Raw genomic sequence first — 23666 nt, 5'->3', positions numbered from 1 at the left:
GCCTTACGTTGACGTGGGGGCGAATCTGGCAGGGAGCGTACGTCGCGGGAGGCGGTGAGGTGACGGAAAAGCGGGGGTTGTGCCAAGACCGGGGGAATTCTGCGACAACCTTGTGGCGTCGGCACGGCGCGGCTCGGGCCGACGCGACTCAGGCCGAGAGGGGGCCCGCCTCGTCGGCGGTGGCGGACTCGACGTCGGGGCGGACGTCGAAGAGGCGGCGGACGCCGAGCGCGCCGAGGACCCGGTTGACGTGCGAGCCCTCGTCCGCGCCCCGGTCCGGCAGGATCAGGCGCAGCCGGCCCTGACAGGAGCGGATCAGCCGGCGGGCGGCGATCAGGACGCCGACCCCGCTGGAGTCGCAGAAGAAGACCTCGGAGAGGTCCAGGATCAGGCTGTGGTGACCCTCGGCGACCACGTCGTGGACCCGCTGACGCAACACCGGCGAGGTCATCAGGTCCAGTTCCCCGGACACCCGGAGCACGGCCCACTCGCCCGGTGCACCCTGTTCGATGCTGGTCACCTTGAATGCCACGGCCACGCCCCTCCGCTCGCCGGATCTCCCGGAACCGCCCGGAAACGGAAGCAGTTCCTACGTTTCTCTCCGCGCGGCTGCCCAGCGGCCGTTCCCTGAAACTTCGGGTAACAAACCGTGAGCGGTCAACAAGGGGCTTGTTTCAGTCACTACCGATCCGGTTCGATCGGAGCTGGACACGATTTGAGTGAAGATTGTGTGAACAGGGCACTATCACCTGCGGCGCCTCGGGGGGCGCACATTGACACAAAGGGGCGTGCGTAGTCAGAGGTGCCGACTACATTCGAGATGAGGATGCGGAGACGCTGGACGGACCGGACGAGGCGAGGGGAGGAGCAGCATGGCGCAGAAGGACGTACCGCCCCGCTGGGACCGCAAGATGCAGCAGCGGCTCGCGCGCGGTGAGGCCGCCGCGCTCGGCGAGCTCTACGACCGGTTCGCCTCCCTCGTGCACAGCCTCGCCCACCGCGTCCTCGGCGACGAGCGGGCCGCCGACGGTGTCACCCGCGAGGTCTTCGCCCACGTCTGGGAACACCCGGACAGCTACGACCCCAAGGAGGGTCCGCTGCGCTCCTGGGTCGCCGCGGTGACCCACCGGCTGGCCGTGCAGCGGCTGCGCGCCACCGAGACCGCCGCGCTCAGCGGCGGCGAGAGCGGCTCCGCGGAGGAGCTGGAGAGCCTGGAGAGCAAGGTGCACCGCGCCTCGGTCGCCGCCCGCGCCGACTACATCGTCCACTCCATGCCCGCCCCGCTGCGCGCCGCGCTGGAACTGGCCTATTTCCAGCGCCGCGACTACCGCCAGACCGCCACCGACCTCGGCGTCACCGAGGACGAGGCCCGCCGCCGGCTCCGTCTCGGCCTGCAACTGCTGTCCACCGCCCATGACGTCGGCACACCGCCGGGATACGGGGGTGCGGTGTGAACGCGCCGGGAGGGTTCGAGGCGTTCGACGGGGACGACGCGTACAAGGGCGCCGCGGGAGCGGGCGGCCCCGGTTCCGGTTCGGGTTACGGCTCCGGTTCCGGTGACGGGCCGCCGGGTGCCGGTGGGTCCGGGCGCGGCCGCTCGCCCCGGATACCGATGCCCCGCGCGTCCGTCGAGGACAGCGGGTTGCCGCTGCCCGACCTCGCCTACCTGGGGGACCTTCCGCCCGTGCCGCTCGACCTGTCGCACGACGTCCTGAAGTCGCTCCTCGGCGCCTGGGCCCTGGCCGCCTGCTCGGCGGCCGAGACGGCGGCCGTGGAGGAACACCTCGGCACCTGCGGTTCCTGCGCGGACGAGGCGCTGCGGCTGCGCGAGGCGGTGGGTCTGCTGCACCAGCCCGAGAGCCTCGACCTGGACCCCGCCCTGCGCACCCGCGTCCTGGAGAGCTGCCTGGACCGCCGGCCGCCGCACATCCCGGTGCCCGAGTGGGCGGCTCCCTACGACGCCGAGAGCGCGCGACTGGACGCGCTGCTGCAGGACTTCGGCGACGCCGAGTGGCATGCGCCGGTGCGGCTGCGGTGGTTCGAGGGCGACGCGCCGACGAGTCGTCGTACCACCGTGGCCGGGGTGATCGCGCATCTGCTCTCGGTGGACGGGCTGGTCGCGACGGCGCTCGGTCTGGCGGATCCCCTGGCGGAGGTCTTCGCGAAGGGCGAGAAGGGCGAGAAGAGCAAGAACGGCAAGAAGGGCGACAGGACCGGGAAGGGCGAGATCGGCGAGCTGGGTGCTGCGGGGCCGGCGGGGCGTACCGAGGCGTTCTGGCGGGCGTCCCACTTTCCGCCGACGCGGTCCGTGCGGGGGCCGTGGCGGGAGCAGAGCCACAACCTCGTACGGACGGTGTCCTTCACGGGCAGCACCGCCGGTGGTCTCGCGGTGCCGTACGGCGCCTTCGAACTGCCGTTGCACGACGCCATGCTGGACCGCGCCTTCGAGTGCTGGGTGCACGCGGAGGACATCGCGGAGGCGGTGGACTATCCGTACGAGCCGCCCGCGCCGCGTCACCTGAACAAGATGATCGATCTCGCGGCACGGATGCTGCCGGTGGCGCTGGCCGTGCGGCGCCGGGCGGGGCTGTCCGCGCCCGGGCAGACCCCGCATCTCGTTCCTGCGGGGGCGCCGGGGCGCAGCCTGCGGCTGGAGATCGAGGGGGCGGCCGGCGGGGAGTGGCTGATCCCGCTGGACTCGCCCGCGGCGGTGGGCTCCGCGGAGTTCGAGGTGGCCCATGTCGCCCTGGACGGCGTGGAGTTCTGCCGGCTGGCGGCGGGGCACGTACCTCCGGAGGAGGCCGCGGCGGGGCAGGTGGGCGACCGGGAGGCGATCAGGGACGTGCTGTTCGCTGCCGCGGGGCTCAGCCGGATGTGAACGTGGCTCGGCTGTGCGGCTTGCCGGTTCAGCCGACCGAAAAGCCCCCTACTCAGTGCACCGAGAACCCGCCGTCAACAAAGATCGACTGCCCGGTGACATAAGCAGACGCACCACTCGCCAGGAAGACCACCGCCCCCGCGAAGTCCTCCGCCAACCCGTTGCGCCCGACCATCGTGCGCGCGGCCAGTGCCGCCACCCTCTCCGGGTCGGACGACAGCCGCGTGTTCAGTGGGGTCATCACGAAGCCCGGGACGAGGGTGTTGGCGGTGACGCCGTGCGGTGACCACGCCTCGGCCTGGGAGCGGGCCAGTGACTCCAGCGCGCCCTTGGAGACGCCGTAGGCACCGCTCTGCACGAAGGCCCGGTGCGCCTGCTGGGAGGTGATGTGGATGATCCGTCCGTAGCCCCGCTCGGCCATGCCGGGCCCGAACCGCTGCCCCAGCAGGTAGGGCGCCTCCAGGTTCACGGCCATCGTGGTGTCCCACACCTCCTCGCCCAGCTCCCCCATCGGCGGCCGCAGGTTGATCCCGGCGCAGTTGACGAGGATGTCGGGCTCCCCGAACTTCCCGGCCGACTCCTCGGCCGCCGCGCGCACCCCGTCGCGGGTGCTCAGGTCCGCGCTGACCCAGGCGGCCCGGCAGCCGTCGGCGGTCAGCTCGTCGACCGTGGCGGCCAGCTGCGCCTCCTTGCGCGCCACGGCCACCACGCTCGCCCCGGCCCGCGCCAGGGCCCCGGTGATGGCCCGGCCGATGCCGGAGCTGCCGCCGGTGACCACGGCGACGCGGCCGTCCAGCGAGAACAGTTCGGAGAGGTACGCCTGTGAGGTCATGCCCGAAGCCTAGGGGGCACGTCTCAGGCGAAGATCACCGTCCGGCGCCCGTTGAGCAGGATCCTGCGCTCCGCGTGCCACTTCACCGCGCGCGCCAGCGCCTGGCACTCCACGTCCCGCCCGACGGCGACGAGTTGGTCCGGTGTCACGCCGTGACCCACCCGCTCGACCTCCTGCTCGATGATCGGGCCCTCGTCGAGGTCGGCGGTCACGTAGTGGGCCGTGGCGCCGATCAGCTTGACGCCCCGCGCGTGCGCCTGGTGGTACGGCTTGGCGCCCTTGAAGCTCGGCAGGAAGGAGTGGTGGATGTTGATGATCCGGCCGCTGAGCTGCTTGCACAGGTCGTCCGAGAGGACCTGCATGTAGCGGGCGAGGACGACCAGTTCGACGTTCTGCTCGCGCACGATCTCCAGCAGCTGCGCCTCGGCCTGCGCCTTGGTCTCCTTCGTCACCGGAATGTGGTGGAAGGGGACGTTGTACGAGCCCACCAGCTCTTGGAAATCGGTGTGGTTGGAGACCACGGCCGCGATCTCCACCGGCAGGGCGCCGATACTGGCGCGGAAGAGCAGGTCGTTGAGGCAGTGGCCGAACTTGCTGACCATCAGGACGATGCGCATCTTCTCGTCGGCCCGGTTGAGCTGCCAGTCCATGTGGAAGGTGTCACCGATCGCCGCGAAGCTCGCCCGCAGCTTGTCGACGGTCAGCGGCGCGTCCGCCGAGAAGTGGACACGCATGAAGAACAGTCCCGTGTCGTGGTCGCCGAACTGCTGGCTGTCCTCGATGTTGCAGCCGGTCATGAACAGGTAGCTCGACACGGCGTGCACGATGCCCTGCTTGTCCGGGCAGGACAGGGTGAGGACGTACTGGTCGGCCGGGGCGGCGGCCGGGGCGGACTGCTCGTTCATGCACCACAGGGTCCCATACGGCCACGCGCCGTGGGCAATCGTCCCGCGGGTCGGGACGGGGCGGGACGGCTGCCGCGCGGGCGCCGCCCCGGGAGGGTCCGGCCCCTGCCTACGCGACCCTCGTCATGATCCGCAGTACCTCCAGGCTCCGCGGCGGGGCGTCGGGATCGTCGCCGTCACTCGCCGCGAGGCGTATGTGCGCGTCCCGGGCCGCCCGCACCGCCTCCGGCCACCCGTGGTGGTCGAGGTAGGCGGAGACCGGCGCGTCCGGGCCGACCTGGTGCATGATCCGCAGCACCCGCAGGACGGCCGTGTCGACGAGCGCCGCCTCCTGCGAGTCCCGGAATATCGTGCCGACGTACTTCTCCGCCGACCAGTTGTCCAGCCAGGTGTCCTCCACCAGGCGGTACACGGCGTCGGTGAAGTCGCCGTACCCGTCGACGCCGGCCAGCCAGACGTCGCGCTGGAACTCCGGATCGGAGAGCATGTGCAGCGCGGAGCGCACATTGGTGCGCCAGCGCCACCACGGCATGTCGTTCAGTGGCATGCCGCCCATGGTGGAGGAGCGACGGCCGCGACGGGAAGAGTTCTCCGAGCCTTGCACGGTCATCGATCGTACGTTCCTCGCCACAGGAGTCTCACCCGCCCCTGTAATTCACCTCAATGTCACCTTTCATTGACCGAGGGTCACTCCCCGGTTAGTGATGTGACGGAATCGTGCGTGTCCATGACCGGCAGGCCACGCATCCGCAGCACCTTCCTCCCCTTCCTCTCCCGGCCCGTCAGAGCCACCGCCCTGTCGGCGGGTGCCCTGGCCGCGTGTGCGTCACTCACCGCCGGATGCGGGGCCATCCCCGGTGCCACGGGGGGCTCCGGGGATGGCCCGATCAAGGTCATGACCTGGGCACCCCAGAAGACCGACGCCACCAACAAGCCCGGCATGCCCGCGATGGCCCACGCCTACGGCCAGTGGATCAACGCCCACGGCGGCATCAACGGCCGCAAGCTCGAGGTCCTGACCTGCAACGACCACAACGACAGCGTGGGCGCGGCGAAGTGCGCCCGGCGCGCGGCGGCCGAGGACGTGGTCGCGGTGGTCGGCTCCTACAGCCAGTTCGGCGACTCCTTCCTCGCCCCGCTGGAGAGCGCCGGCATCCCCTACATCGGCGGCTACGGCGTCACCAGCGAGGAGTTCACCGGCCCCATGGTGTACCCGGTCAACGGGGGGCAGCCCGCCCTCCTGGCCGGCCTTGGCAAGGCGCTCGCCGCCACCTGCGGCCAGATCGCCCTGGTCCGCCCCGACAGCATCGCCGGGGACCAGCTGCCCGCGCTGCTCGGCTCGGGCCTGAAGGCGGGCGGGCACGCCCCGGCCGGCGACCAGCTCGCCGCCGAGAACGCCACCGAGTACGACGGCCAGGTCGACCAGGCGCTGCGGTACGCGACCAAGGACACGCTCAAGAAGGGGTGCGTGGTGCCCGCGCTCGGGGACCGCACCGACACCTTCATGGACTCCTTCCGGCGGGCCCGCGAGGGCTACCCCGCGGTGCGGACGGCGACCGTGCTGGGCAGCGTCGACCAGACGGTGATCAACTCGACGGGCGGGGCGTCGGGGCCGTACGAGGGGTCGTACATCACCGGCTGGTACCCGGTGTCGTCCGACCCGCGCTGGGACCGGATGAAGAAGGTGATCAACGAGGAGGCCTTCGGCGACAACCGCATCGACCCCGCGGACGCCGGAGTGCAGACCACCTGGATCGCCTACACCGTACTGAAGGCCGTCCTGGAGAAGATCGGCCACGGCGAGGTGAGCTCCGACACCGTACGGCGCACCCTCGACGACGGCCTGAAGGTGTCCACCGGCGGCCTCACCCCGACCCTGCGCTGGCCCTACGAGAGCAAGCTCGCCGGGGTCGGCTTCCCGCGGCTCGTCAACGCCGACGTGACCCTCCAGGTCGTCAAGGACGGCCGGCTGGTCGCGGCGAAGAAGACCGCGGGCTCGGGCTTCAACGGGATCACCGACATGACGAGCACGCTGGAGAACGCCGACCTGGACTGACCCGGCCGCCGGGGCCCGCCCCGGCGGCCGCCCGCCTCACAGCTGGGTCGGCTGGCGCTGGGTCAGGCCGTACTTCTGCGCGATGGTGTTCCACAGCGCCGCCGCCTTCACCTTCTCCGCGCTGGCGGTGGCGCTCTCCCGGTTGCCGGCCTGGGTCTGGGCGGTGCCGCGGGCCTGGCCGTGGTGGCAGCCCTTCCTGCCGCCGCCCACCTGGTCGGCCCAGGCCGCGTAGTGGTTGTCGGCGGCCGCGGACGCCTGCCAGGCCTTGGTGAGGGCGGCGGTCAGCTCGGTGTTTCCCGGCAGCTTGTCGACGGACAGCTTGCCGAGCCGGGTGACCAGGTCGGTGCGCTGCTTGGCCGCGTCGCGCAGGTTGGAGGCGGACTGGCCGAGGTTGTCGCACTGCCTGACGTTCGCCACCGCCTGGATCACCGAGGCGCGGCTGCTGCCGCTGTCGGCGAGCAGCTTGTCCAGGGCGGCCGCCTGCTGCTGGGCGGGGTCGGCTGCGGCCGAGGCCGAGTCCTGGGTGGCCGGGGAGGCGGCGGCGACGTTCTTCTTGTCGCTGCCCTTGTCCCCGCCGCCACCGCTGAACATCGCGCCGACCCCGAAGCCGACGACGACGATGCCGATGCCGATGGCGGCGATCAGCGGCACCCGCGAGCCGGTACGGCCGTCCCGGCGCCCGCCGCCGTCCTCGTCCATGTCGATGGGCTGGATGTACGACGGCTGCGCCGGGCCCGGGTAGCCGTTCGGCTGGACACGCGGCATCTGCTGGGTGGAGCCGGCGGTGCTCTCCCCGCCGCCCGGCCCACCGCGGAAGAGGTTGTCGAACTCGGCGGGAGGCTGCCGCTCCCCGCCCGGCGCCTGACCGGTGTACGGCGGGATGTACTGCGTGGCCGCGGCGTCGGAGGCGGCCGGCTGGCGCACACGCCCCAGGTACCGCGTCTCCTCACCGGCGGACTCGGGCGGCAGCGTGCCGGTCGCCACCGGAGGGATGAACTGCGTGGCGCCCTCGTCGACGGGGGCCGCCGGGACCGGCGGTATGTACTGGGTCGCACCCTCGTCCACGGAGGCGGGAGCCGGAGCGAGGCCGGGCATGGGGGCAGCCCCCCTGGCGACCGGCGGTATGTACTGGGTCGCGCCGTCGGTCGCCGGGGGCAGGGACGCGGCCGGGTACGCCTCCGGCACGGCAGGCGGCAGGGGCGCGGAGGGGGCGGAGGGAGCGGGCGAGGCCGGGTACTGCTGCTGGTACGGGTCCGGGGCGCCGTAGGCGGGCGGTCGGCCCGCACCGTCCTGAGGCTGCTGGCCGCCGCCGTACTGGGGCTGCTGCCCCGCCCCGTACTGGGGCTGCTGCCCCGCGCTGTACTGGGGCTGCTGATCGCCGCCGTACGCCTGCGCCTGACCCGCGGAGCCGTAGGCCTGGTCGCCGTACGACGGAGCCGGCGCGCCCTCGGGAGGCAGCGGGCCGGGGCCGTTGCCCGCAGGGGGCTGCTGGTCCGGGGAGCCCCACTGCTGGGCGGCCGCCGGGGGCCAGCCCTGGTCCGGCTGGGGTGCCTGCCGGCCGCCGGGGCCCCATGCGTCGCCCCAGGCCTGGCCGCCGGCCGGGGCCGCGGGGGTGGGGGTCGGGGCGCTTGTCATGCCCGGCAGCAGGGGCTCGCCTCCGTCGGAGGGCAGCACGATGCCTTCGTGCGCGGGTCGCGCCGAGGGCTCCTCGCCCTGTCCACTCTGCGTCACCGGGACTCCTACGATTGGGGGACCTTCGGAATCGTCGGCTCACGCTACCGGGTCCCCCGAGCCGGGTGCCACGCAGCTCAGGGCGCGATCTTCTTCCCTGTGACAGCAGTAACAAAACAGCCCCGCGGTTCGCTGTACAAGGCAACCTTCCTGGGTCCTGGTGCCGTTTCCCGTGTGTTCACGAACCGCGGGGCCGTTGTTCAGGCGGCCTGCTGGAGGTCGAGACGGGCCCCGAACTCCCGCACGACCGCCTCGTCCCGGAAGGGCTCCAGGCGTTGCTGGAGGTCCTCCAGATACTCGGCGCCCCGGTTGGAACGGAGCGTCTCCAGCAGCTCCACCGCCTTCATCCCGGTGCTGCAGGCCTGCTCGATCTCGCGCTGCTGCACCTGGGCCGTGGCGAGCAGCACATAGCCGATGGCGCGGCGCCGGGCCCGCGTCCCGGGATGTCCGGCCAGCGACTGCTCGGCGTACCGCGCCGCCGCCTCGGCCTGTCCCAGGTCGCGGTGGCAGTGCGCCAGCTCGTCGGCCAGATAGGCCTCGTCGAAGTGCGCGATCCACACCGGGTCGTCCCCGAAGGCCGCGTCCGCCTGTTCCATCGCCGAGACAGCCCGCCCGGAGGCAGCCTGCGCGGCCCGTACGTCACCGAGCAGGGCGTGCCCGCGGGCCTCGGCCGCGTGGAACATCGCCTCCGCGCGCGGGGTGACCCGCCCGCGCGCCCCTTCCTGCGCGGCCCGCGCCAGCTGGGCGATCTCGCGCGGGTTGCCGAGCTGTGCGGCGAGGTGGCTCATGGAGGCGGCCAGGATGTAACCGCCGTAGCCGCGGTCGCCGGCCGCCTGCGCCAGGCGCAGCGACTGGATGTAGTACCGCTGGGCCAGACCCGGCTGCCCGGTGTCCACCGCCATGTACCCCGCCAGCTCGGTCAGCCGGGCGACGGTCGCGAAGAGGTCGCGGCCGACCGCCTCGCGGTACGACCCCGCGAGCAGCCCGGAGACGACGCTGTTGAGGTAGTGCACGACGACCGGGCGCACATGACCGCTGCCGTACTGGTGGTCGAGGTCCACCAGCGCCTGGGTCATGGACCGTACGGCGGCCACGTCGGACTGGCCCACGCGCGGGCCCGCCTGCCGGGCCACCTGGGGGTCCGGCATGGAGATCAGCCAGTCCCGGCTGGGCTCGACCAGCGCGGAGGCGGCGACGGAGGAGCCGGACAGGAAGTCCCGCCGGCCCACGTCGCTGCGCCACAGCTCACAGACCTGCTCGATGGCCCCCAGTACCGTCGGCGAGAACTGGAGACCGACCCCCGAGGCGAGGTTCTTGCCGTTGGCCATGCCGATCTCGTCGATCGTGACCGTACGGCCGAGCTTGCGTCCGAGCGCCTCCGCGATGATGGCCGGGGCCCGGCCCCGCGGCTGCTGGCCGCGCAGCCAGCGGGCCACGGACGTCTTGTCGTAGCGCAGGTCGAGACCGTGCTCGGCGCCGCACATGTTGACCCGCCGGGCCAGCCCGGCGTTCGAGCACCCCGCTTCCTGGATGAGTGCCTGCAGCCGTTCGTTCGGCTGCCTCGCAACGAGAGGCCTCGCGGCCATGTGCTACCCCCTGCGAACCCCTGGAGCGTGAAGATCCGGCCGGAAGGATCCGGTCGGGAAGATCAATGCCCAGCTGACATACCGTCAATGCGTGACATGTGCGGTTTGCCGGGGTAAAGGCTGATGCCACCCCCACCCCTGGCTACCCATCCCACGCCCCGCTTCCTCCCGCGCGCCCCCACCTGTGCACCCATGCGCCCCGGCGGGGGAGGCGATGCTCCTCCCCTGACCGGGCCCTGGCCGTAACTCCAGGTGAGTGGGGGAGTTGAGTGAAACGTGGAAGAGACGATCGCAGGCACGCAAGCCGCTCAGATTCCGCAGCAGCGCGGGGAATCGCTGCTGGAAACCGCCGTACGCTACGCCGAGGAGCGCCACTGGGACCTGTTCCCGGGCGCCTGGCTGGAAGCCGTCGACGGGGTGCAGCGCTGCTCGTGCGGCGATGCATCCTGCCTCGCGCCGGGTGCGCACCCCACGCGCCCCGACTGGGCGACGCAGGCGACCGGCAGTGTGACCGTCGCGCGCCGGATGTGGCAGAAGCAGCCGACGGCGTCGATCCTGCTGCCCACGGGGCGTACGTTCGACGCGTTGTCCGTCCCGGAGAGTGCGGGGTTCTTGGCGCTGGCCCGCATGGAGCGGATGGAGCTGACCCTGGGACCGGTGACGTTGACTCCCGACCGGCGCATGCATTTCTTCGTACTGCCGGGGGCTTCGGTGAAGGTTCCCGAGCTGGTGCGGAAGTTGGGGTGGTCGCTGGCTTCACTGGATCTCGCGCCGTTGGGCGAGGGGAGTTACGTGGCCGCTCCGCCGACCCGTTTCGGCTCGCGTGGCGCTGTGCAGTGGGCTTGTCGGCCCACGCCCGCGAATCGGTGGCTCCCGGATGCGGAGGAGCTGATCTCGCCGCTCGCCTATGCCTGCGGCCGGGACCGGTAGCCGTCCCCCTTCAGGTCGGCAGCGGCCCCGTAGGGTGCTGGCATGACCGAGGCTGCGGTTCGTGTGCGAGGGCTCTGGAAGCGGTTCGGGCAGCAGGTTGCCGTGGGCGGGATCGATCTCGATCTTCCCGCCGGGAAGTTCATCGGGCTGGTCGGGCCCAACGGGGCCGGGAAGACCACCACGTTGTCCATGGTGACCGGGTTGCTGCGGCCCGATCAGGGGTCCGTCGAGGTCGTCGGGCACGACGTGTGGCGGGACCCGGTGGCCGTGAAGGCGCGGATCGGGGTGCTGCCCGAGGGGCTGCGGTTGTTCGAGCGGCTGTCGGGGCGGGAACTGCTCGGGTACTCGGGGCGGCTGCGGGGGCTGCCCGGTGCCGAGGTCGACAAGCGGGCCACTCAGTTGCTGGACGTGCTCGACCTGGCCGGGGCGCAGCACAAGCTCGTCGTGGACTACTCGACCGGCATGCGCAAGAAGATCGGGCTCGCGGCCGCACTCCTCCACAATCCCGACGTGCTGTTCCTCGACGAACCCTTCGAGGGCGTCGACCCGGTGTCCGCGCAGACGATCCGGGGTGTGCTGGAGCGCTACACCGCCTCCGGCGCCACCGTCGTGTTCTCCTCACACGTGATGGAGCTGGTCGAGTCGCTGTGCGACTGGGTGGCCGTCATGGCGGCGGGCAGCATCCGGGCGACCGGCCCGCTGACCGAGGTCCGCGGGGAGCACCCCACCTTGCAGACGGCCTTCCTGGAGCTCGTGGGGGCACGCGGCCGGGACGCCGCCTCCGATCTGGACTGGCTGGGCGGCGGGGCGGCCCGATGACGAGCCTGACCGCCACCGTCGTACGGCTGAAGCTGTCACTGCTGCGCAACGGGCTGAGGCAGTCGGCGGGCCGACGGGCCGCGTTCGTCGCCTCGGCCGTCGTCGCCCTGCTGTTCGCACTGCTGCAACTGCTCGGCCTGGTCGCGCTGCGCGGGCACGCGCACGCCGAGGCCGTCGCCGTACCCGGTACGGCCGTGCTGGCGCTCGGCTGGGCGGTGATGCCGCTGTTCTTCCCCGGCGGCGACGAGACGCTGGACCCCACCCGGCTGGTGATGCTGCCGCTGCGCCCCCGGCCACTGGTCCGGGCCCTGCTGGCCGCCTCGCTGGTCGGGATCGGGCCGCTGTTCACACTGCTGGTGCTGGTGGGATGCGTGCTGTCGGTCGCGCACGGGACAGCTGGGTACGTCGTCTCCGTCGTCGCCGTGGTCCTCGCACTGCTGGTCTGCGTGGCGCTCGCGCGGGCCGTCGCCGCAGCCAACGTACGGCTGCTGACCAGCAGGAAGGGGCGCGATCTGGCCGTGCTGAGCGGTCTGGTGGTCGCCGTCGGGGCGCAGCTGGTCAACTTCGGCGCGCAGCGCCTGGGTTCGGCGGGGCTCGGCCAGCTGCAGCCGGCGGCGGACGTGCTGTCGTGGGTGCCGCCCGCGTCGGCCGTGGGGGCGGTGCGATCGGCGAGCGAGGGCTCGTACGGCACGGCCCTCGCTCAACTCGCCCTGTCGGCCGCCGGGTCAGTCCTGCTGATCGCAGTCTGGGCGCGCAGTCTGGCGCGGCTGATGACCTCGCCCGACGGGTCCACGCTCCAGGCTCCCGACGCCGGGGCGCGGGACCGTACCTCCTCCGCCGGGCTCCGGCGGCTGCTGCCCGACGGGCGCACGGGCACGGTCATGGAGCGCACCCTGCGCTACATCTGGCGCGACCCCAAGACCAAGGCCGCGTGGGTCACCTCGCTGGCCATCGGGCTGATCGTGCCGGTGTTCAACGCGATGCAGGGCACCGGGTCGGTCTACTTCGCGTGCTTCGCCGCCGGAATGCTCGGCATCCAGATGTACAACCAGTTCGGGCAGGACACCTCCGCCTTCTGGATGGTGGCCCTGACCATCTCCTCGCCGCGGGACGCGCACGCCGAGCTGCGCGGGCGGGCACTGGCCCTGCTGGTGATCACCCTGCCGTACGCCACCCTCGTGACCGTCCTGACGACCGCACTTCTCGGCACCTGGAACCGCCTCCCCGAGGTACTGGGACTCTCCCTCGCCCTGCTCGGCGCGATGCTGGCCACCGGCGCCTGGACCTCGGCCCGCTTCCCGTACTCCATCCCCCAGGAGGGCCACAAGAACGTGGCCCCAGGCCAGGCCGGCCTGGCCTGGATCTCGATCTTCGGCGGCATGGTCGCGGCGGCCCTGCTCTGCTCCCCCGTCATCACCGCCACCATCTGGCTGAACGTGAGCGCGGACGGGCATACGTGGAGCTGGGTACTGCTGCCGGCGGGGGCGGGTTACGGCACGATGCTGACCCTGCTGGGCCTACGCCTGGCGGCCCCCCGAACGGCGGCCCGCCTACCGGAGATCCTGACGGCAGTGAGCAAAGGCTGACGGAACTTTTCGCGGCTCCGCCGCGGGGCGCGACAAGCCACGTCTGACCCGCACCCGCCACCGCACAGAAACCACGCGGACGAGAAGGCGCTCAACCCGCCAGAACCGAATCGAGAAACGGCTCGACAGCCAACCGCCAAGCCACCGGCTGGTCATAGTGGACAAGATGCCCGGCGTCAGCCACCTCGGCATACTCCCCGCGAGGGAGAACCCGCACCATCTCCTGCGCCTCGGCCCGCCCCAGCTCACCGTCAAGGCCACGAACGACCAGCGCAGGACACCGAACCTGGGCCAGCTCCTCCCAGTGCGCGTCGTACACCCAGCTCTCCCGGGTCGCGAGCATCTGCTCCGGCTCGAAGGCGGGCCGCCAGCCGTCGGCGGACTCGTGCATGACCTCGGCGTAGAAGGCGCCGCGGGCGGGGTGCGGACGCTCCACCCAGGGATCGTCCTCGCCGAACCACTTGCGGACGTCGGCGAGGGTGGCGAAGGGGACGGGCCAGGACCGGAACCAGTCGGCCCACTCGCGCTGTGAGGCCGAGCCGAGAGCGGAGGCCCGCATGTCGCAGATGATCAGGCCGCGCACCAGGTCGGGGCGTTTCGCGGCGAGCTGCCAGGCGGTCAGGGCGCCCATGGCGTGGCCGATGAGGACGGCGGGGGCGAGGCCCAGCTGTTCGAGGGCGGCCTCGGCGTCCTCGACGTAGGCCTCCCGGGTGTACGCGGCCTGTGGGAGCTTGTCGCTCTGGCCGTGGCCGCGCTGGTCGAGCGCGACGGCGCGGTGGCGCTCGGCGAGCCAGCGGGCGGTGGACGCCCAGTGCGAGGCGCGGCCCATCAGGCCATGGAGTAACAGCACGCCCGGAGCCCCGGGCTCCGCCTCCGGTTTCGGCGGGTCCGCGAACTCCCAGGCGGCCAGGCGCACCCCGCCCGCTCCCGCCACATCGATACGCCGTGCCATCGGCCTGGCACCCCCCAGCTCCGCCTGCCTCGTACCGGTGTACTGCCGTTGTCGCAGTCGTACTGTCGCTCGTACTGCCTGTCGCTCGTACTGCCTGTCGCTCGTACTGCCTGTCGCTCGTACTGCCTGTCGCTCGTACTGCCGCCGCAGACTATCGAACACCTATTCGAAAATACTTCCTCTGCGGACAACACCCCTCATTCGAGTGACACCTCTCAGGGAATGATCGCCGCCGCCGAGGGGATCTTTCTGGCGGGAGGCGGACCGCTCGGGGAAAACCGGTCCGAGGGGGATGACCCTGAGAGCTCGGGGCTCCGGGTCAGCACAGGGGAGGACAGGCCCCGGCGCCACACGGCGCCGGGGCCCTCTCATGCTCAGCGCTTGGCCACGAACACATGCGAGGCGACGTCCGCCTCCAGCTCGGCCGCCTCACCGCCACTGCCCACCAGCACCCCGCCGGCCGACTCCGTCACACTCACCACCGAACCGGGCTGCACACCCGCGCGACGCAGCGTGTACATCAGCTGGGCGTCCGTCTGGATCGGCTCACCGATACGGCGCACGACGACCGTCTTGCCGTCACTGCCCGGGTCCAGATCGGCCAGCGACACCATGCCCTCGTCGAGGAACGGGTCGGCGCCGTCCTTCTCCCCCAGCTCCTCCAGGCCCGGGATCGGGTTGCCGTACGGCGACTCGGTCGGGTGCCGCAGCAGCTCCAGCACCCGGCGCTCCACGGCCTCGCTCATCACGTGCTCCCAGCGACACGCCTCCGCGTGCACCTGCTCCCACTCCAGGCCGATCACGTCGACCAGCAGACACTCCGCGAGGCGGTGCTTGCGCATCACCCGCGTGGCCAGTCTGCGGCCCTCGTCGGTCAGCTCCAGGTGCCGGTCGCTGGCCACCGAGACCAGACCGTCGCGCTCCATGCGCGCCACCGTCTGACTCACCGTCGGCCCGCTCTGGTCCAGCCGCTCCGCGATGCGGGCGCGCATGGGGACGACGCCTTCCTCTTCGAGTTCGAGGATGGTGCGGAGATACATCTCCGTGGTGTCGATCAGTCCGGACATACGTGCCCCTCGATTACCTCTGCCGGAAGCTCGCCGCTCTCCGGCGCGTGCGCTGGCCCTGGATTCAATTCTGCCGGATACCACTGACAACCGTGCCGCACCGCGGAAACCACCGCGTGAAGACTGCTCCGGCGCATGGCCCGTCCGCACACCCCCGTATTGACACCGCACTGGTCCAGACCGCACGGTGATCCGCGACACAGACGCTGCGAAGGGGCACCGCATGAGCGACGGCACGCCTGCCGACCTGTTCTTCGACGCCGCCATCGGCCTGCTGCAACGGGTCCGGGAGGAGGAGGCCGAGGCGATCACCGCGGCCGGCACCCTGCTCGCCGACACCGTCGCCGCCGGCGGCCGCCTGTTCGCCTTCGGCGCCGGACACTCCTCACTGGCCGCCCAGGACGTCGTATACCGCGCCGGCGGACTCGCCCTGATGAACCTGCTCGCCGTCCCCGGCGTCGTCGGCGTCGACGTCACCCCGGCGACCCTCGGCTCCGCCCTGGAACGCGTCGACGGACTCGCGAGCGCCGTCCTCGACACCTCCCCGCTCCGCGCCGGCGACGCCCTCGTGATCATCTCCCTGTCCGGCCGCAACGCCCTGCCCGTCGAGATGGCCCAGGGCGCCCGCGCCCGCGGCGTACAGGTCATCGGCGTCACCTCCGTGGCCTACGCCACGCAGACCGAGTCCCGGCACAGCTCCGGCACCTTCCTCAAGGACCACTGCGACATCGTCCTGGACTCGAAGATCGCCGTCGGCGACGCCGAACTCACCCTCGACACCATCCCGGCCCCCTTCGCCCCCGCCTCCACCGTGGTCACCACCGCCCTCATGCAGGCCGTCATGGCCACCACCGCCGCCACCCTCGCCGACCGCGGCCTCGAACCCCCGCTGCTGCGCTCCGGCAACGTCGACGGCGGCCACGACTGGAACGAACGCGTCATGACGGAGTACGGCGACCGGATCTTCTACCAGCGCTGAGCCTGACTGGTACTTCGGGACCCACGCGCGTCGTGAGTGACTTCGAGGCGATGGCATCGGCCTCTCAGGAGGGTACGGGCAGCTCGTCAGGCCCGGACGTGAAAGTCGATGCTGAGGGGCAGCAGGAAGTCGGCCTGGCTGTGCTCGGGGTAACGGCGGATCATCTCGGCCATGGCCTCCTCCCGGCCGGTGGCGGTTTGGGTGACGGCGAGGAAGTCATCCAGGTAACGGCGGATCTCCTCGTAGCGGGCCGTGTCGCCTTCCGGACCGTGGCCGGGGTGGACGGTCACGTGGGTGCCGTAGCGCTCCTGCAAGGTGTCCAGGGCCGACAGCCATGACTGGATCTTGTCCCTGGTGACCTGCGGGCCTTCCCAGGCATGGACGCCCGAGTAGACCAGGTCGCTCGTGAGGACCGCGTTGGCGTCGGGGACGTGCACCACAGTTGTGTGGTCGGCTTCCGCGGCGGGCCAGTCGGTGTCCAGCCGTACGACCGCTCCCCCGGCGAGTGCCAGTTCCGGGCGGTCGGCAACCCGGATGAGGCCGTAGTCGAAGCCGTCGGGGTTGGCGGTGCTGCGCGGCTTCATGGTGGGTTCGGCGTCCAGCCAGCCGACGGACTCCATCCAGGCGGTGAAGCCGGTGATGTCGTCGGCGATCTCCTGGGACGCAACGAGCAGAGGAACTTCCGGGAAGCGTTCGGCGAAGGTACGAAGCCCGATGTAGTGGTCGGGATGACCGTGGGTGACGACCACTGCGAGGAGCTGCTTGCCGGCGGCGGTCACCTCGTCGGCCAGCTCGGCGGCCTCCGCACTGCTGCGCAGGACGTCGACAACGATGAGGCTGGTGTCATCGGCCACCAGCCAGCTGTTCACACTCGCTGTCGGCGCGGCGAACCTGTTCACGGTCACGGACACGGGTATCTCCGTTGAATAAAGTGGGGCAAGGGCGACATAACGAATTGTGGCGCATTCGGGTGTGCGGCCCAGGGAACTCGGGACGGCGCGGCAGGTTCGCGCACGAGCACCGGCTACTGCTCCCCCGGCTTCTCCCGCACCGCCTCCGCGAGATCCAGCGCCGCCGCGATCCGTACGGCCACGTCCTCCGCGTAGGCCGCGTCCGCACGCTCGAAACGGCTGCGGCCGGCCCCGCGCAGGAACGTGACCACGCCCAGCGTCCGCCCCCGGCTGCGCAGCACCACGCACATCGCGTGCACCGCGTCCTCGGGCCACTGCCGGGCCAGCGCCCACTCACGCGCCCGCTCGGCCGGAACCGACCCGGCATCCGCCCGCACGGTCCCGGCCCGCTCGACACAGCTCAACGCCGGATGCCCCTCCTCGTACCGCAGCGGCAGCCCGGCCGCCCCCGAGAGGAGACTCGGCCCCGGTGCCCCCGCGGGCGTGGCCGCGAGCCGCACCAGCCGCACCGGAACCGCCTCGTCCCCCTCCGCGCGCGGGGCACCCGCCACACGGTCGAGCAGGGCATGATCGGCGAAACCGGCCAGCGCGAAATCGAGATGGACGGTGGCCGCCTCCGCCGGGTCCTCGCACTCGGCGGCCGCACGGGCCGCGCGGTGCAGCTGATTGCTACGGAACCGCAGCAGCGCCGCCTCCTGCTCCCCCTGCTTTGCCTCCGTGACGTCCTGGAACAGCCAGCCGACCCCGAGCGGCACGGGCTCCTCCGCGAGCGGCGAGGCCAACCGCACGAACCCACTGCGCCAGCAGCGCCGCTTCGCCCCCTCCGGCACCCGCACGGTCACCCACATCTCGGCAGGCGCGGGCGGCGCACCTTCGGCCAGGACATGGGTCAGCGCACTCTCCAGCTCCTCCACACCCTGCGCCAGCAACTCGCCCAGCGGCCGCCCGAGCGCGGACGTACGCCCGATACCGAGCGCACGCGCCGCATGCGCGTTGACCACAGCGGGCCGCAGATCGGCGTCGACCAGCACCACACCCCAGGAGGCGTTCTCGAACAGCGCCTCGCTCAACGCGATGGACCGCTCCAGGTCGATCTGCGCATGCACCTCACTGAACGCGCAGTACAAACCCGCCGGCTTCCCGTCCGGCCCACGGACGGCAGCGGACTGAGTCCGCACGAGCACCCGCCCGCCGCCCTTCGTGACCAGGGCGAACTCATGCACCTGCCGGCCAGGCGCATCCATCGCCGACATCAGACGCGCCTGCACATCCTCGGCGTCCGCACTGCGCACCGCCCACCCGGCGAACCCGTGCCGCCCGACCGCCTCCGCCGCGGTCCAGCCCAGAATCCGCTCGGCCTCCCGGTTCCAGTGCGTGACGACCCCGTCCGCGTCGAAGGCACACAGCGCCGCGTCCATGCCGTCCAACAGCGCGGCGAGCAGATCGGAGCCCGAATCCTCCGGCCCGTCAGGCCCGTCATGGGCGTGCGGACCATCCCGCTCGGGCTCGTCCGGCCCCAGCTCGTCGGTGGTCCCACTCCGCCGGGAAGCACTCACCTCGACCCCCTGGAGGCTGCGTCGGCGCACCTACGGCGCCCGGTTCGCTCACTGGCCTTCATTCAACTGGAACGTGACGCAGCCCACATCCTGTTCCCGCAGATTGAAGGAATCAATGCCCGGCACCGGGCTCCGGCTCCAGCCGCAGATCGACCCACTCGTCGGTCTCCCCGTCCAGCACGTACCGATCGGTCTCCACGAACCCACGCCGCTCGGCAAACCGCAGCCCGTCCACGTTCACGGCCAGCACACACGTCTCGACCACCCGCGCACCCAGCACGCGCGCTCGGGCGAGCCCGTTCTCGTACAACGCCGCACCGAAGCCACGCCCCCGGAACTCGGGCAGCACGCGCGCGATGACCGTCGCGACGCCCTCCTCCCCGACCGGCGGCCGCACGGTGGAACACCCGACGAGCACGTCCCCCAGATACGCGTTCTCCAGCCGGTAACGCTCACGGCGCGCCCGTGCGTCGTCCAGGGACATGGCGGCGGGCGGCACGATGACGTTGTGGACGTGGCGCCATTGTTCGAGCTCGGCGTCGTTTTCTACGGCTTGGATACGAAGATCGGTCACGCGAGCAGCCAACCGGCCGTGCCTGCACCGGGTCAACCGCATAACTGATCGTCAAAGAAGGACGTCCTTGGCTGGCTGTCCTGCACACCACCATGCACCCGTGGAAACCGGAGGGCATCCGGCTCGTCGTCGCGCTGCTGCGTGAGCCGGCCGCACTTGCCGAAGACTGGAGCCAGCCCGCCGGGACGCTGGAGTGGAACTGTTGGGAGACCGCCGAACACCTTCCAGCCGAGGCCGTGGGGTGCGCGGGAGTGACGGCAGGGTGCTGGCTTCCGAACTGGACCGAGACCCGGCGTCTGGCCTCGCCTACATGCCGCCATGGTGGTCGAACTACGCCGGACGGACCCTCTTGACCTGGACGACTGCGCCGCAGAGAGGTCGCACGGCCGGCTCTCGAACGACTCCGCAGCCGATACGAGCAACGCGCCGACATCCACATCAGCCGGGCAAGTCAGTACCACCCTCACCGCTTACGCGTTCGGGTAATCCGGCAGGTTCGCAAATCCGAGCGACTTACGGCTGATCGTCTCAGCCTCTCAATCCTCGTTCACTAGCGTCACCTGTGCACCGAAGAGGGGAGGCCGCTCGCTCCCTGGCCGCAAGGCTGTCGAGCAGCCAGCCCCAGTCATCAGGATCGGACGATCAGGGAGGTGCCCCGATGACTACGTTTCCTGCAGGCGAGCAGACCCACCAGGCTGTGCTTCCTCAGCAGCCTGCTCTGGAATCCGTGAGAGCAGACACCCCGGGAGCAGGGACGAAACGGCTCACGGACACCCCGCCACTGCGCGGGGCACCGGCGGGGAACATGGGCGAGGGGAGACCGACAGGCGCGGCACCAGAACCCGTCGGCGTCACGCCAAGAGCGCTGCCCAGGCAGCGCAGGCGGCAGAGAGCGGGAGCGGTGACGCTCCCACGCACAACCCGTCGCACTCGGGCGGGACCGGCGCGAGCAGGGTCTTCGTCCTCGCCAAGGACGGGCAGCCGCTCATGCCCTGTCACCCAGCACGAGCACGAGAACTCCTCCGCAAGGGGCGGGCGGCAGTCGCACGTCAGGCGCCTTTCGCCATCCGCCTGAAAGATCGCACACTGGCCGACTCAGAAGTCGACGGCGTGCAGTTACGTATCGACCCCGGTTCCAAGGGCACCGGTCTCGTCCTCACCGACGAGAAGAAGGAGCCCACCGAAGACGGCGCCACCGTGACTGTCCGACGCGGGCTCGTCTCGGTCGAACTCCATCATCGAGGCGCGCAGATCCACAGTTGCATGCAACAGCGCGCAAGCTACCGGCACAGGCGACGCTCGGCCAACTGCCATTACCGGACTCCACGCTCGCAGAACAGAGTCCGCCCCAAAGGATGGCTCCCGCCCTCTCTACGCCACCGCGTCGACACGATCTTCTCCATCGCCAACCGCCTGTGCCGCTACGCCCCCGTCACCGACATCCATCTGGAACGCACGGCCTTCGACACCCACTCCATGAGCGCGGGCAAACCGCTCTACGGTGCGGAGTACGCACAAGGCCCCCTGGCGGGAACCACTACGCGCTCCTACCTGCACGCCATGTGGGACAGCGCCTGCGCCTACTGCGGCGCCACCGGCGTACCCCTGAACATCGAGCACGTACGCCCTCGCAGCCGACGAGGATCCAACCGCATCTCGAACCTCGTCCTCAACCGTCCAGCGGTCGCGGCTCATACGCCCGCACCACGCCGGATCGGTACGGATTCCCCCGGCTGCGGCGGGCCCGTAAGAAGCAGCACTTCGGGTACGTCACCGGAGACCTGGTACGCGCTGTCATGCCTTCCGGCAAGTGGGCAGGTACTTGGACCGGCCGTATCTCCGTCCGGGCCAGGGGCCAGCACCGCCTCACCACCTCGGTCGGCCGGATCAACGTCTCTCACTGGAATCTACGACTGCTGCAGCGGGGCGACGGGTACAGCTACAGCCTCCGTCCGGAAGCCGTTCCATCAGCATCTCCGAAAAACAGTTGAGCCCGTCTCGGCAGCTTCTTAGGGTGGGCGTTACGTCGAAAGGAGGTGATCGGGTAAATGAGTGAAACCCGGACGCGCGAGGTGGCTGCGGGCTAGCGGTCCGCCACCACACGATGTGCGGTGCCGGACCCGCGTGTGAGAAACACGCAGCCGGCCTAATCCAACACAGTCACCCGACCCGCGAGCTCGCCGGTACGTCCGGCCGGCTCCCCCGCTGATCAGGCGGAGGACCGAGCTCGCGGGTCGTCTGCGTTCAGGGAGGGGCCAGCGCCTTCAGGGGCTGAGCCGCTCCACATCCCACGCCCCGTCCGGCCGAGCCACATACCGCAGCCGGTCATGCAGCCGGCTCTCGCGTCCCTGCCAGAACTCGACCGTCTCCGGCGCGATCCGGAACCCGCCCCAGTGCGGCGGAACCGGCACCTGCTCCCCCTCCGGGTAGCGCGCGCCCAGCTCCTCGTACGTGGCATCCAGCTCGTCCCGGGACGTGATCACCGAGGACTGCGCACTGGCCCAGGCACCCAGCTGGGATCCGTGCGGGCGGGTGCGGAAGTACGCCGCGGTCTCGTCCCGGCCCGTGCGGCGCGCGACACCCGTGACGATCACCTGGCGGGCGATCGGATGCCACGGAAAGAGCAACGAGATGTACGGGTTGTCGGCCAGCTCACGCGCCTTGCGGGAGTCGTAGTTCGTGTAGAAGACGAAGCCGTCGGTGTCGTACTGCTTCATCAGGACCGTGCGGGAACTGGGCCGGCCCGCCGCGTCCGCCGTGGAGACCACCATCGCGTTGGGCTCGTACAGCGTCCCGTGCAGAGCGGCCCGGGCGGCGTCCTCGAACCAGCGGGAGAACTGGTCCATGGGGTGCGCGGCGAGATCCTTCTCGTCGAGGCCGGCGGCCCGGTACTGCTTGCGCATGGCGGCGGGATCGACGAGGGGGTCGGGGCTGAGGTCGCTGTCGGTCACGCGGTCATCCTGCCGTATCGAACGTGCGTGGCACTCAGTGTCGCGTGGGCTCCCCAACTATGGCACTCGGGGTTATCGTGCTGGTTCCCCCTGCGGTTGGGTGACCACCGGCTGATCGGGGCATCACCGGGGTGACCGCCGCCGACACTTTCACGAGGAGCCGCCTGATGTCCGATTTCGTACCCGGGCTCGAGGGAGTCGTCGCGTTCGAGACGGAGATCGCCGAACCCGACAAGGAGGGCGGCGCCCTGCGCTACCGCGGCGTCGACATCGAGGACCTGGTCGGGCACGTCTCCTTCGGGAACGTGTGGGGGCTGCTGGTCGACGGCGCCTTCAACCCCGGACTGCCGCCCGCCGAGCCGTTCCCGATCCCGGTCCACTCCGGTGACATCCGTGTGGACGTACAGTCCGCACTGGCCATGCTCGCCCCGGTCTGGGGCCTGAAACCCCTCCTCGACATCGACGCCGACCAGGCCCGCGACGACCTCGCGCGCGCCGCCGTCATGGCGCTGTCGTACGTCGCCCAGTCCGCGCGCGGGCAGGGTCTGCCGATGGTGCCGCAGCGAGAGATCGACAAGGCGCACTCGGTCGTCGAGCGCTTCATGATCCGCTGGCGCGGCGAGCCGGACCCCAAGCACGTCGCGGCCGTCGACGCCTACTGGACGTCCGCCGCCGAACACGGCATGAACGCCTCCACCTTCACCGCGCGCGTCATCGCCTCGACCGGCGCGGACGTCGCCGCAGCCCTCTCGGGAGCGGTCGGCGCCATGTCCGGACCGCTGCACGGCGGCGCCCCCTCCCGAGTGCTCGGCATGATCGAGGAGATCGAGCGGACGGGTGACGCCGAGGCGTACGTCAAGAAGGCCCTGGACCGCGGAGAGCGGCTGATGGGCTTCGGTCACCGGGTGTACCGGGCCGAGGACCCCCGCGCGCGCGTGCTGCGCCGTACCGCCAAGGAACTGGGCGCGCCGCGCTTCGAGATCGCGGAGGCGCTGGAGAAGGCGGCCCTGGAGGAGTTGCACAACCGGCGGCCGGACCGGGTGCTGGCCACCAACGTCGAGTTCTGGGCCGCGATCATGCTGGACTTCGCGGAGGTTCCGGCGCACATGTTCACGTCGATGTTCACGTGCGCGCGGACCGCCGGTTGGTCGGCGCACATCCTGGAGCAGAAGCGGACCGGTCGGCTCGTACGGCCGTCCGCTCGGTACGTCGGCCCCGCGGCGCGCAGCCCGCAGGAGATCGAGGGGTACGCGGACATCGCCCACTGAGAGCGGTGTTCGGGGCCGCGTGGGCGGCTGCAGGTCCATTGTGGCTTGTCGCGCCCACGCGGCGGAGCCGCATATCGATACAGCC

At 71.1% G+C, this 23666-nt stretch carries 21 protein-coding genes; 9 read left to right on the top strand and 12 right to left on the bottom strand.

What is annotated here, in order from left to right; translation table 11 throughout:
- Nucleotides 1-148: 148 nt before the first annotated feature.
- Nucleotides 149-538: an STAS domain-containing protein gene (locus ACWC5O_RS00810; RefSeq protein ID WP_450589272.1), complete on the bottom strand. Its 390-nt coding sequence runs from the start codon at nt 536-538 to the stop codon at nt 149-151.
- A 334-nt stretch (nt 539-872) separates the two neighbouring features.
- Here ACWC5O_RS00810 and ACWC5O_RS00805 point away from each other — a divergent pair, with 334 nt between their 5' ends.
- Together ACWC5O_RS00805 and ACWC5O_RS00800 are read left to right on the top strand one after the other, a co-directional pair.
- Nucleotides 873-1454, top strand: a complete 582-nt coding sequence (locus ACWC5O_RS00805) for an RNA polymerase sigma factor (RefSeq protein WP_450589274.1) — start codon at nt 873-875, stop codon at nt 1452-1454.
- A gap of 158 nt (nt 1455-1612) precedes the next feature.
- On the top strand, nt 1613-2878 hold the full coding sequence (locus ACWC5O_RS00800) for a zf-HC2 domain-containing protein (RefSeq protein WP_450589393.1): 1266 nt from the start codon (nt 1613-1615) through the stop codon (nt 2876-2878).
- A 52-nt stretch (nt 2879-2930) separates the two neighbouring features.
- On the opposite strand, the gene ACWC5O_RS00795 is transcribed toward ACWC5O_RS00800, so the two are convergent.
- From ACWC5O_RS00795 to ACWC5O_RS00785, 3 genes are all read right to left on the bottom strand, one after another.
- A complete protein-coding gene (locus ACWC5O_RS00795; protein WP_450589276.1) occupies nt 2931-3710 on the bottom strand; it encodes an SDR family NAD(P)-dependent oxidoreductase in 780 nt (259 codons plus the stop codon).
- A gap of 23 nt (nt 3711-3733) precedes the next feature.
- Complete coding sequence (gene purU / locus ACWC5O_RS00790; protein WP_450589277.1) at nt 3734-4615, bottom strand: formyltetrahydrofolate deformylase; 882 nt, start codon at nt 4613-4615, stop codon at nt 3734-3736.
- Nucleotides 4616-4724: 109 nt separating this feature from the next.
- The gene (locus tag ACWC5O_RS00785) at nt 4725-5225 is read right to left on the bottom strand and encodes an SCO4402 family protein (protein WP_450589279.1); all 501 of its coding nucleotides are present in this window, start codon (nt 5223-5225) and stop codon (nt 4725-4727) included.
- A gap of 117 nt (nt 5226-5342) precedes the next feature.
- Between ACWC5O_RS00785 and ACWC5O_RS00780 the strand changes: the two genes are divergently transcribed.
- The gene (locus ACWC5O_RS00780; protein ID WP_450589281.1) at nt 5343-6671 is read left to right on the top strand and encodes an ABC transporter substrate-binding protein; all 1329 of its coding nucleotides are present in this window, start codon (nt 5343-5345) and stop codon (nt 6669-6671) included.
- Between the two features lie 36 nt (nt 6672-6707).
- Here the strand turns inward: ACWC5O_RS00780 and ACWC5O_RS00775 are convergent, their stop codons facing one another.
- The gene (locus ACWC5O_RS00775) at nt 6708-8402 is read right to left on the bottom strand and encodes a hypothetical protein (protein WP_450589283.1); all 1695 of its coding nucleotides are present in this window, start codon (nt 8400-8402) and stop codon (nt 6708-6710) included.
- Between the two features lie 200 nt (nt 8403-8602).
- Nucleotides 8603-9988 (bottom strand): transcriptional regulator, encoded by a 1386-nt coding sequence (locus ACWC5O_RS00770; protein WP_450589285.1) that lies wholly within the window; start codon nt 9986-9988, stop codon nt 8603-8605.
- A 276-nt stretch (nt 9989-10264) separates the two neighbouring features.
- Between ACWC5O_RS00770 and ACWC5O_RS00765 the strand changes: the two genes are divergently transcribed.
- From ACWC5O_RS00765 to ACWC5O_RS00755, 3 genes are read left to right on the top strand one after another with little or no spacing between them, the layout of a single operon-like run.
- The gene (locus ACWC5O_RS00765; protein ID WP_450589286.1) at nt 10265-10918 is read left to right on the top strand and encodes a bifunctional DNA primase/polymerase; all 654 of its coding nucleotides are present in this window, start codon (nt 10265-10267) and stop codon (nt 10916-10918) included.
- A 42-nt stretch (nt 10919-10960) separates the two neighbouring features.
- Nucleotides 10961-11737 (top strand): ABC transporter ATP-binding protein, encoded by a 777-nt coding sequence (locus tag ACWC5O_RS00760; protein WP_450589288.1) that lies wholly within the window; start codon nt 10961-10963, stop codon nt 11735-11737.
- Complete coding sequence (locus ACWC5O_RS00755; protein ID WP_450589289.1) at nt 11734-13323, top strand: transporter; 1590 nt, start codon at nt 11734-11736, stop codon at nt 13321-13323. The genes ACWC5O_RS00760 and ACWC5O_RS00755 overlap by 4 nt, the downstream gene beginning before the upstream one ends.
- A gap of 91 nt (nt 13324-13414) precedes the next feature.
- On the opposite strand, the gene ACWC5O_RS00750 is transcribed toward ACWC5O_RS00755, so the two are convergent.
- Together ACWC5O_RS00750 and ACWC5O_RS00745 are read right to left on the bottom strand one after the other, a co-directional pair.
- On the bottom strand, nt 13415-14275 hold the full coding sequence (locus ACWC5O_RS00750) for an alpha/beta fold hydrolase (protein WP_450589291.1): 861 nt from the start codon (nt 14273-14275) through the stop codon (nt 13415-13417).
- 374 nt (nt 14276-14649) lie between these two features.
- The gene (locus ACWC5O_RS00745) at nt 14650-15342 is read right to left on the bottom strand and encodes a metal-dependent transcriptional regulator (protein WP_067120881.1); all 693 of its coding nucleotides are present in this window, start codon (nt 15340-15342) and stop codon (nt 14650-14652) included.
- Between the two features lie 223 nt (nt 15343-15565).
- On the opposite strand from ACWC5O_RS00745, the gene ACWC5O_RS00740 reads away from it, so the two are divergent.
- Complete coding sequence (locus ACWC5O_RS00740; RefSeq protein WP_450589293.1) at nt 15566-16321, top strand: SIS domain-containing protein; 756 nt, start codon at nt 15566-15568, stop codon at nt 16319-16321.
- Nucleotides 16322-16407: 86 nt separating this feature from the next.
- Here ACWC5O_RS00740 and ACWC5O_RS00735 read toward each other — a convergent pair whose 3' ends face one another.
- From ACWC5O_RS00735 to ACWC5O_RS00725, 3 genes are all read right to left on the bottom strand, one after another.
- Nucleotides 16408-17232, bottom strand: coding sequence for an MBL fold metallo-hydrolase (locus ACWC5O_RS00735; protein WP_450589295.1), 825 nt, complete (start codon nt 17230-17232; stop codon nt 16408-16410).
- Between the two features lie 113 nt (nt 17233-17345).
- Entirely contained in the window at nt 17346-18788 is a 1443-nt protein-coding gene (locus tag ACWC5O_RS00730; protein ID WP_450589297.1) for a PAS domain-containing protein, read from the bottom strand.
- Between the two features lie 112 nt (nt 18789-18900).
- Nucleotides 18901-19362 carry a GNAT family N-acetyltransferase gene (locus tag ACWC5O_RS00725; protein WP_450589299.1) on the bottom strand — a complete coding sequence of 154 codons (462 nt, stop codon included), beginning with the start codon at nt 19360-19362 and terminating at the stop codon, nt 18901-18903.
- Between the two features lie 987 nt (nt 19363-20349).
- Here ACWC5O_RS00725 and iscB point away from each other — a divergent pair.
- Nucleotides 20350-21375, top strand: coding sequence for an RNA-guided endonuclease IscB (iscB, locus tag ACWC5O_RS00720; protein ID WP_450589301.1), 1026 nt, complete (start codon nt 20350-20352; stop codon nt 21373-21375).
- Nucleotides 21376-21626: 251 nt separating this feature from the next.
- Here iscB and pdxH read toward each other — a convergent pair whose 3' ends face one another.
- The gene (pdxH, locus tag ACWC5O_RS00715; RefSeq protein WP_450589302.1) at nt 21627-22313 is read right to left on the bottom strand and encodes a pyridoxamine 5'-phosphate oxidase; all 687 of its coding nucleotides are present in this window, start codon (nt 22311-22313) and stop codon (nt 21627-21629) included.
- A gap of 167 nt (nt 22314-22480) precedes the next feature.
- Between pdxH and ACWC5O_RS00710 the strand changes: the two genes are divergently transcribed.
- A complete protein-coding gene (locus tag ACWC5O_RS00710; RefSeq protein WP_450589304.1) occupies nt 22481-23581 on the top strand; it encodes a citrate synthase 2 in 1101 nt (366 codons plus the stop codon).
- Nucleotides 23582-23666 lie beyond the last annotated feature (85 nt).

The sequence above is a fragment of the Streptomyces sp. NPDC001450 genome, from assembly GCF_053597295.1.
The sequence above is the reverse complement of the archived record's forward strand: the minus strand, read 5'-3'. Positions and strand labels throughout refer to the sequence as shown.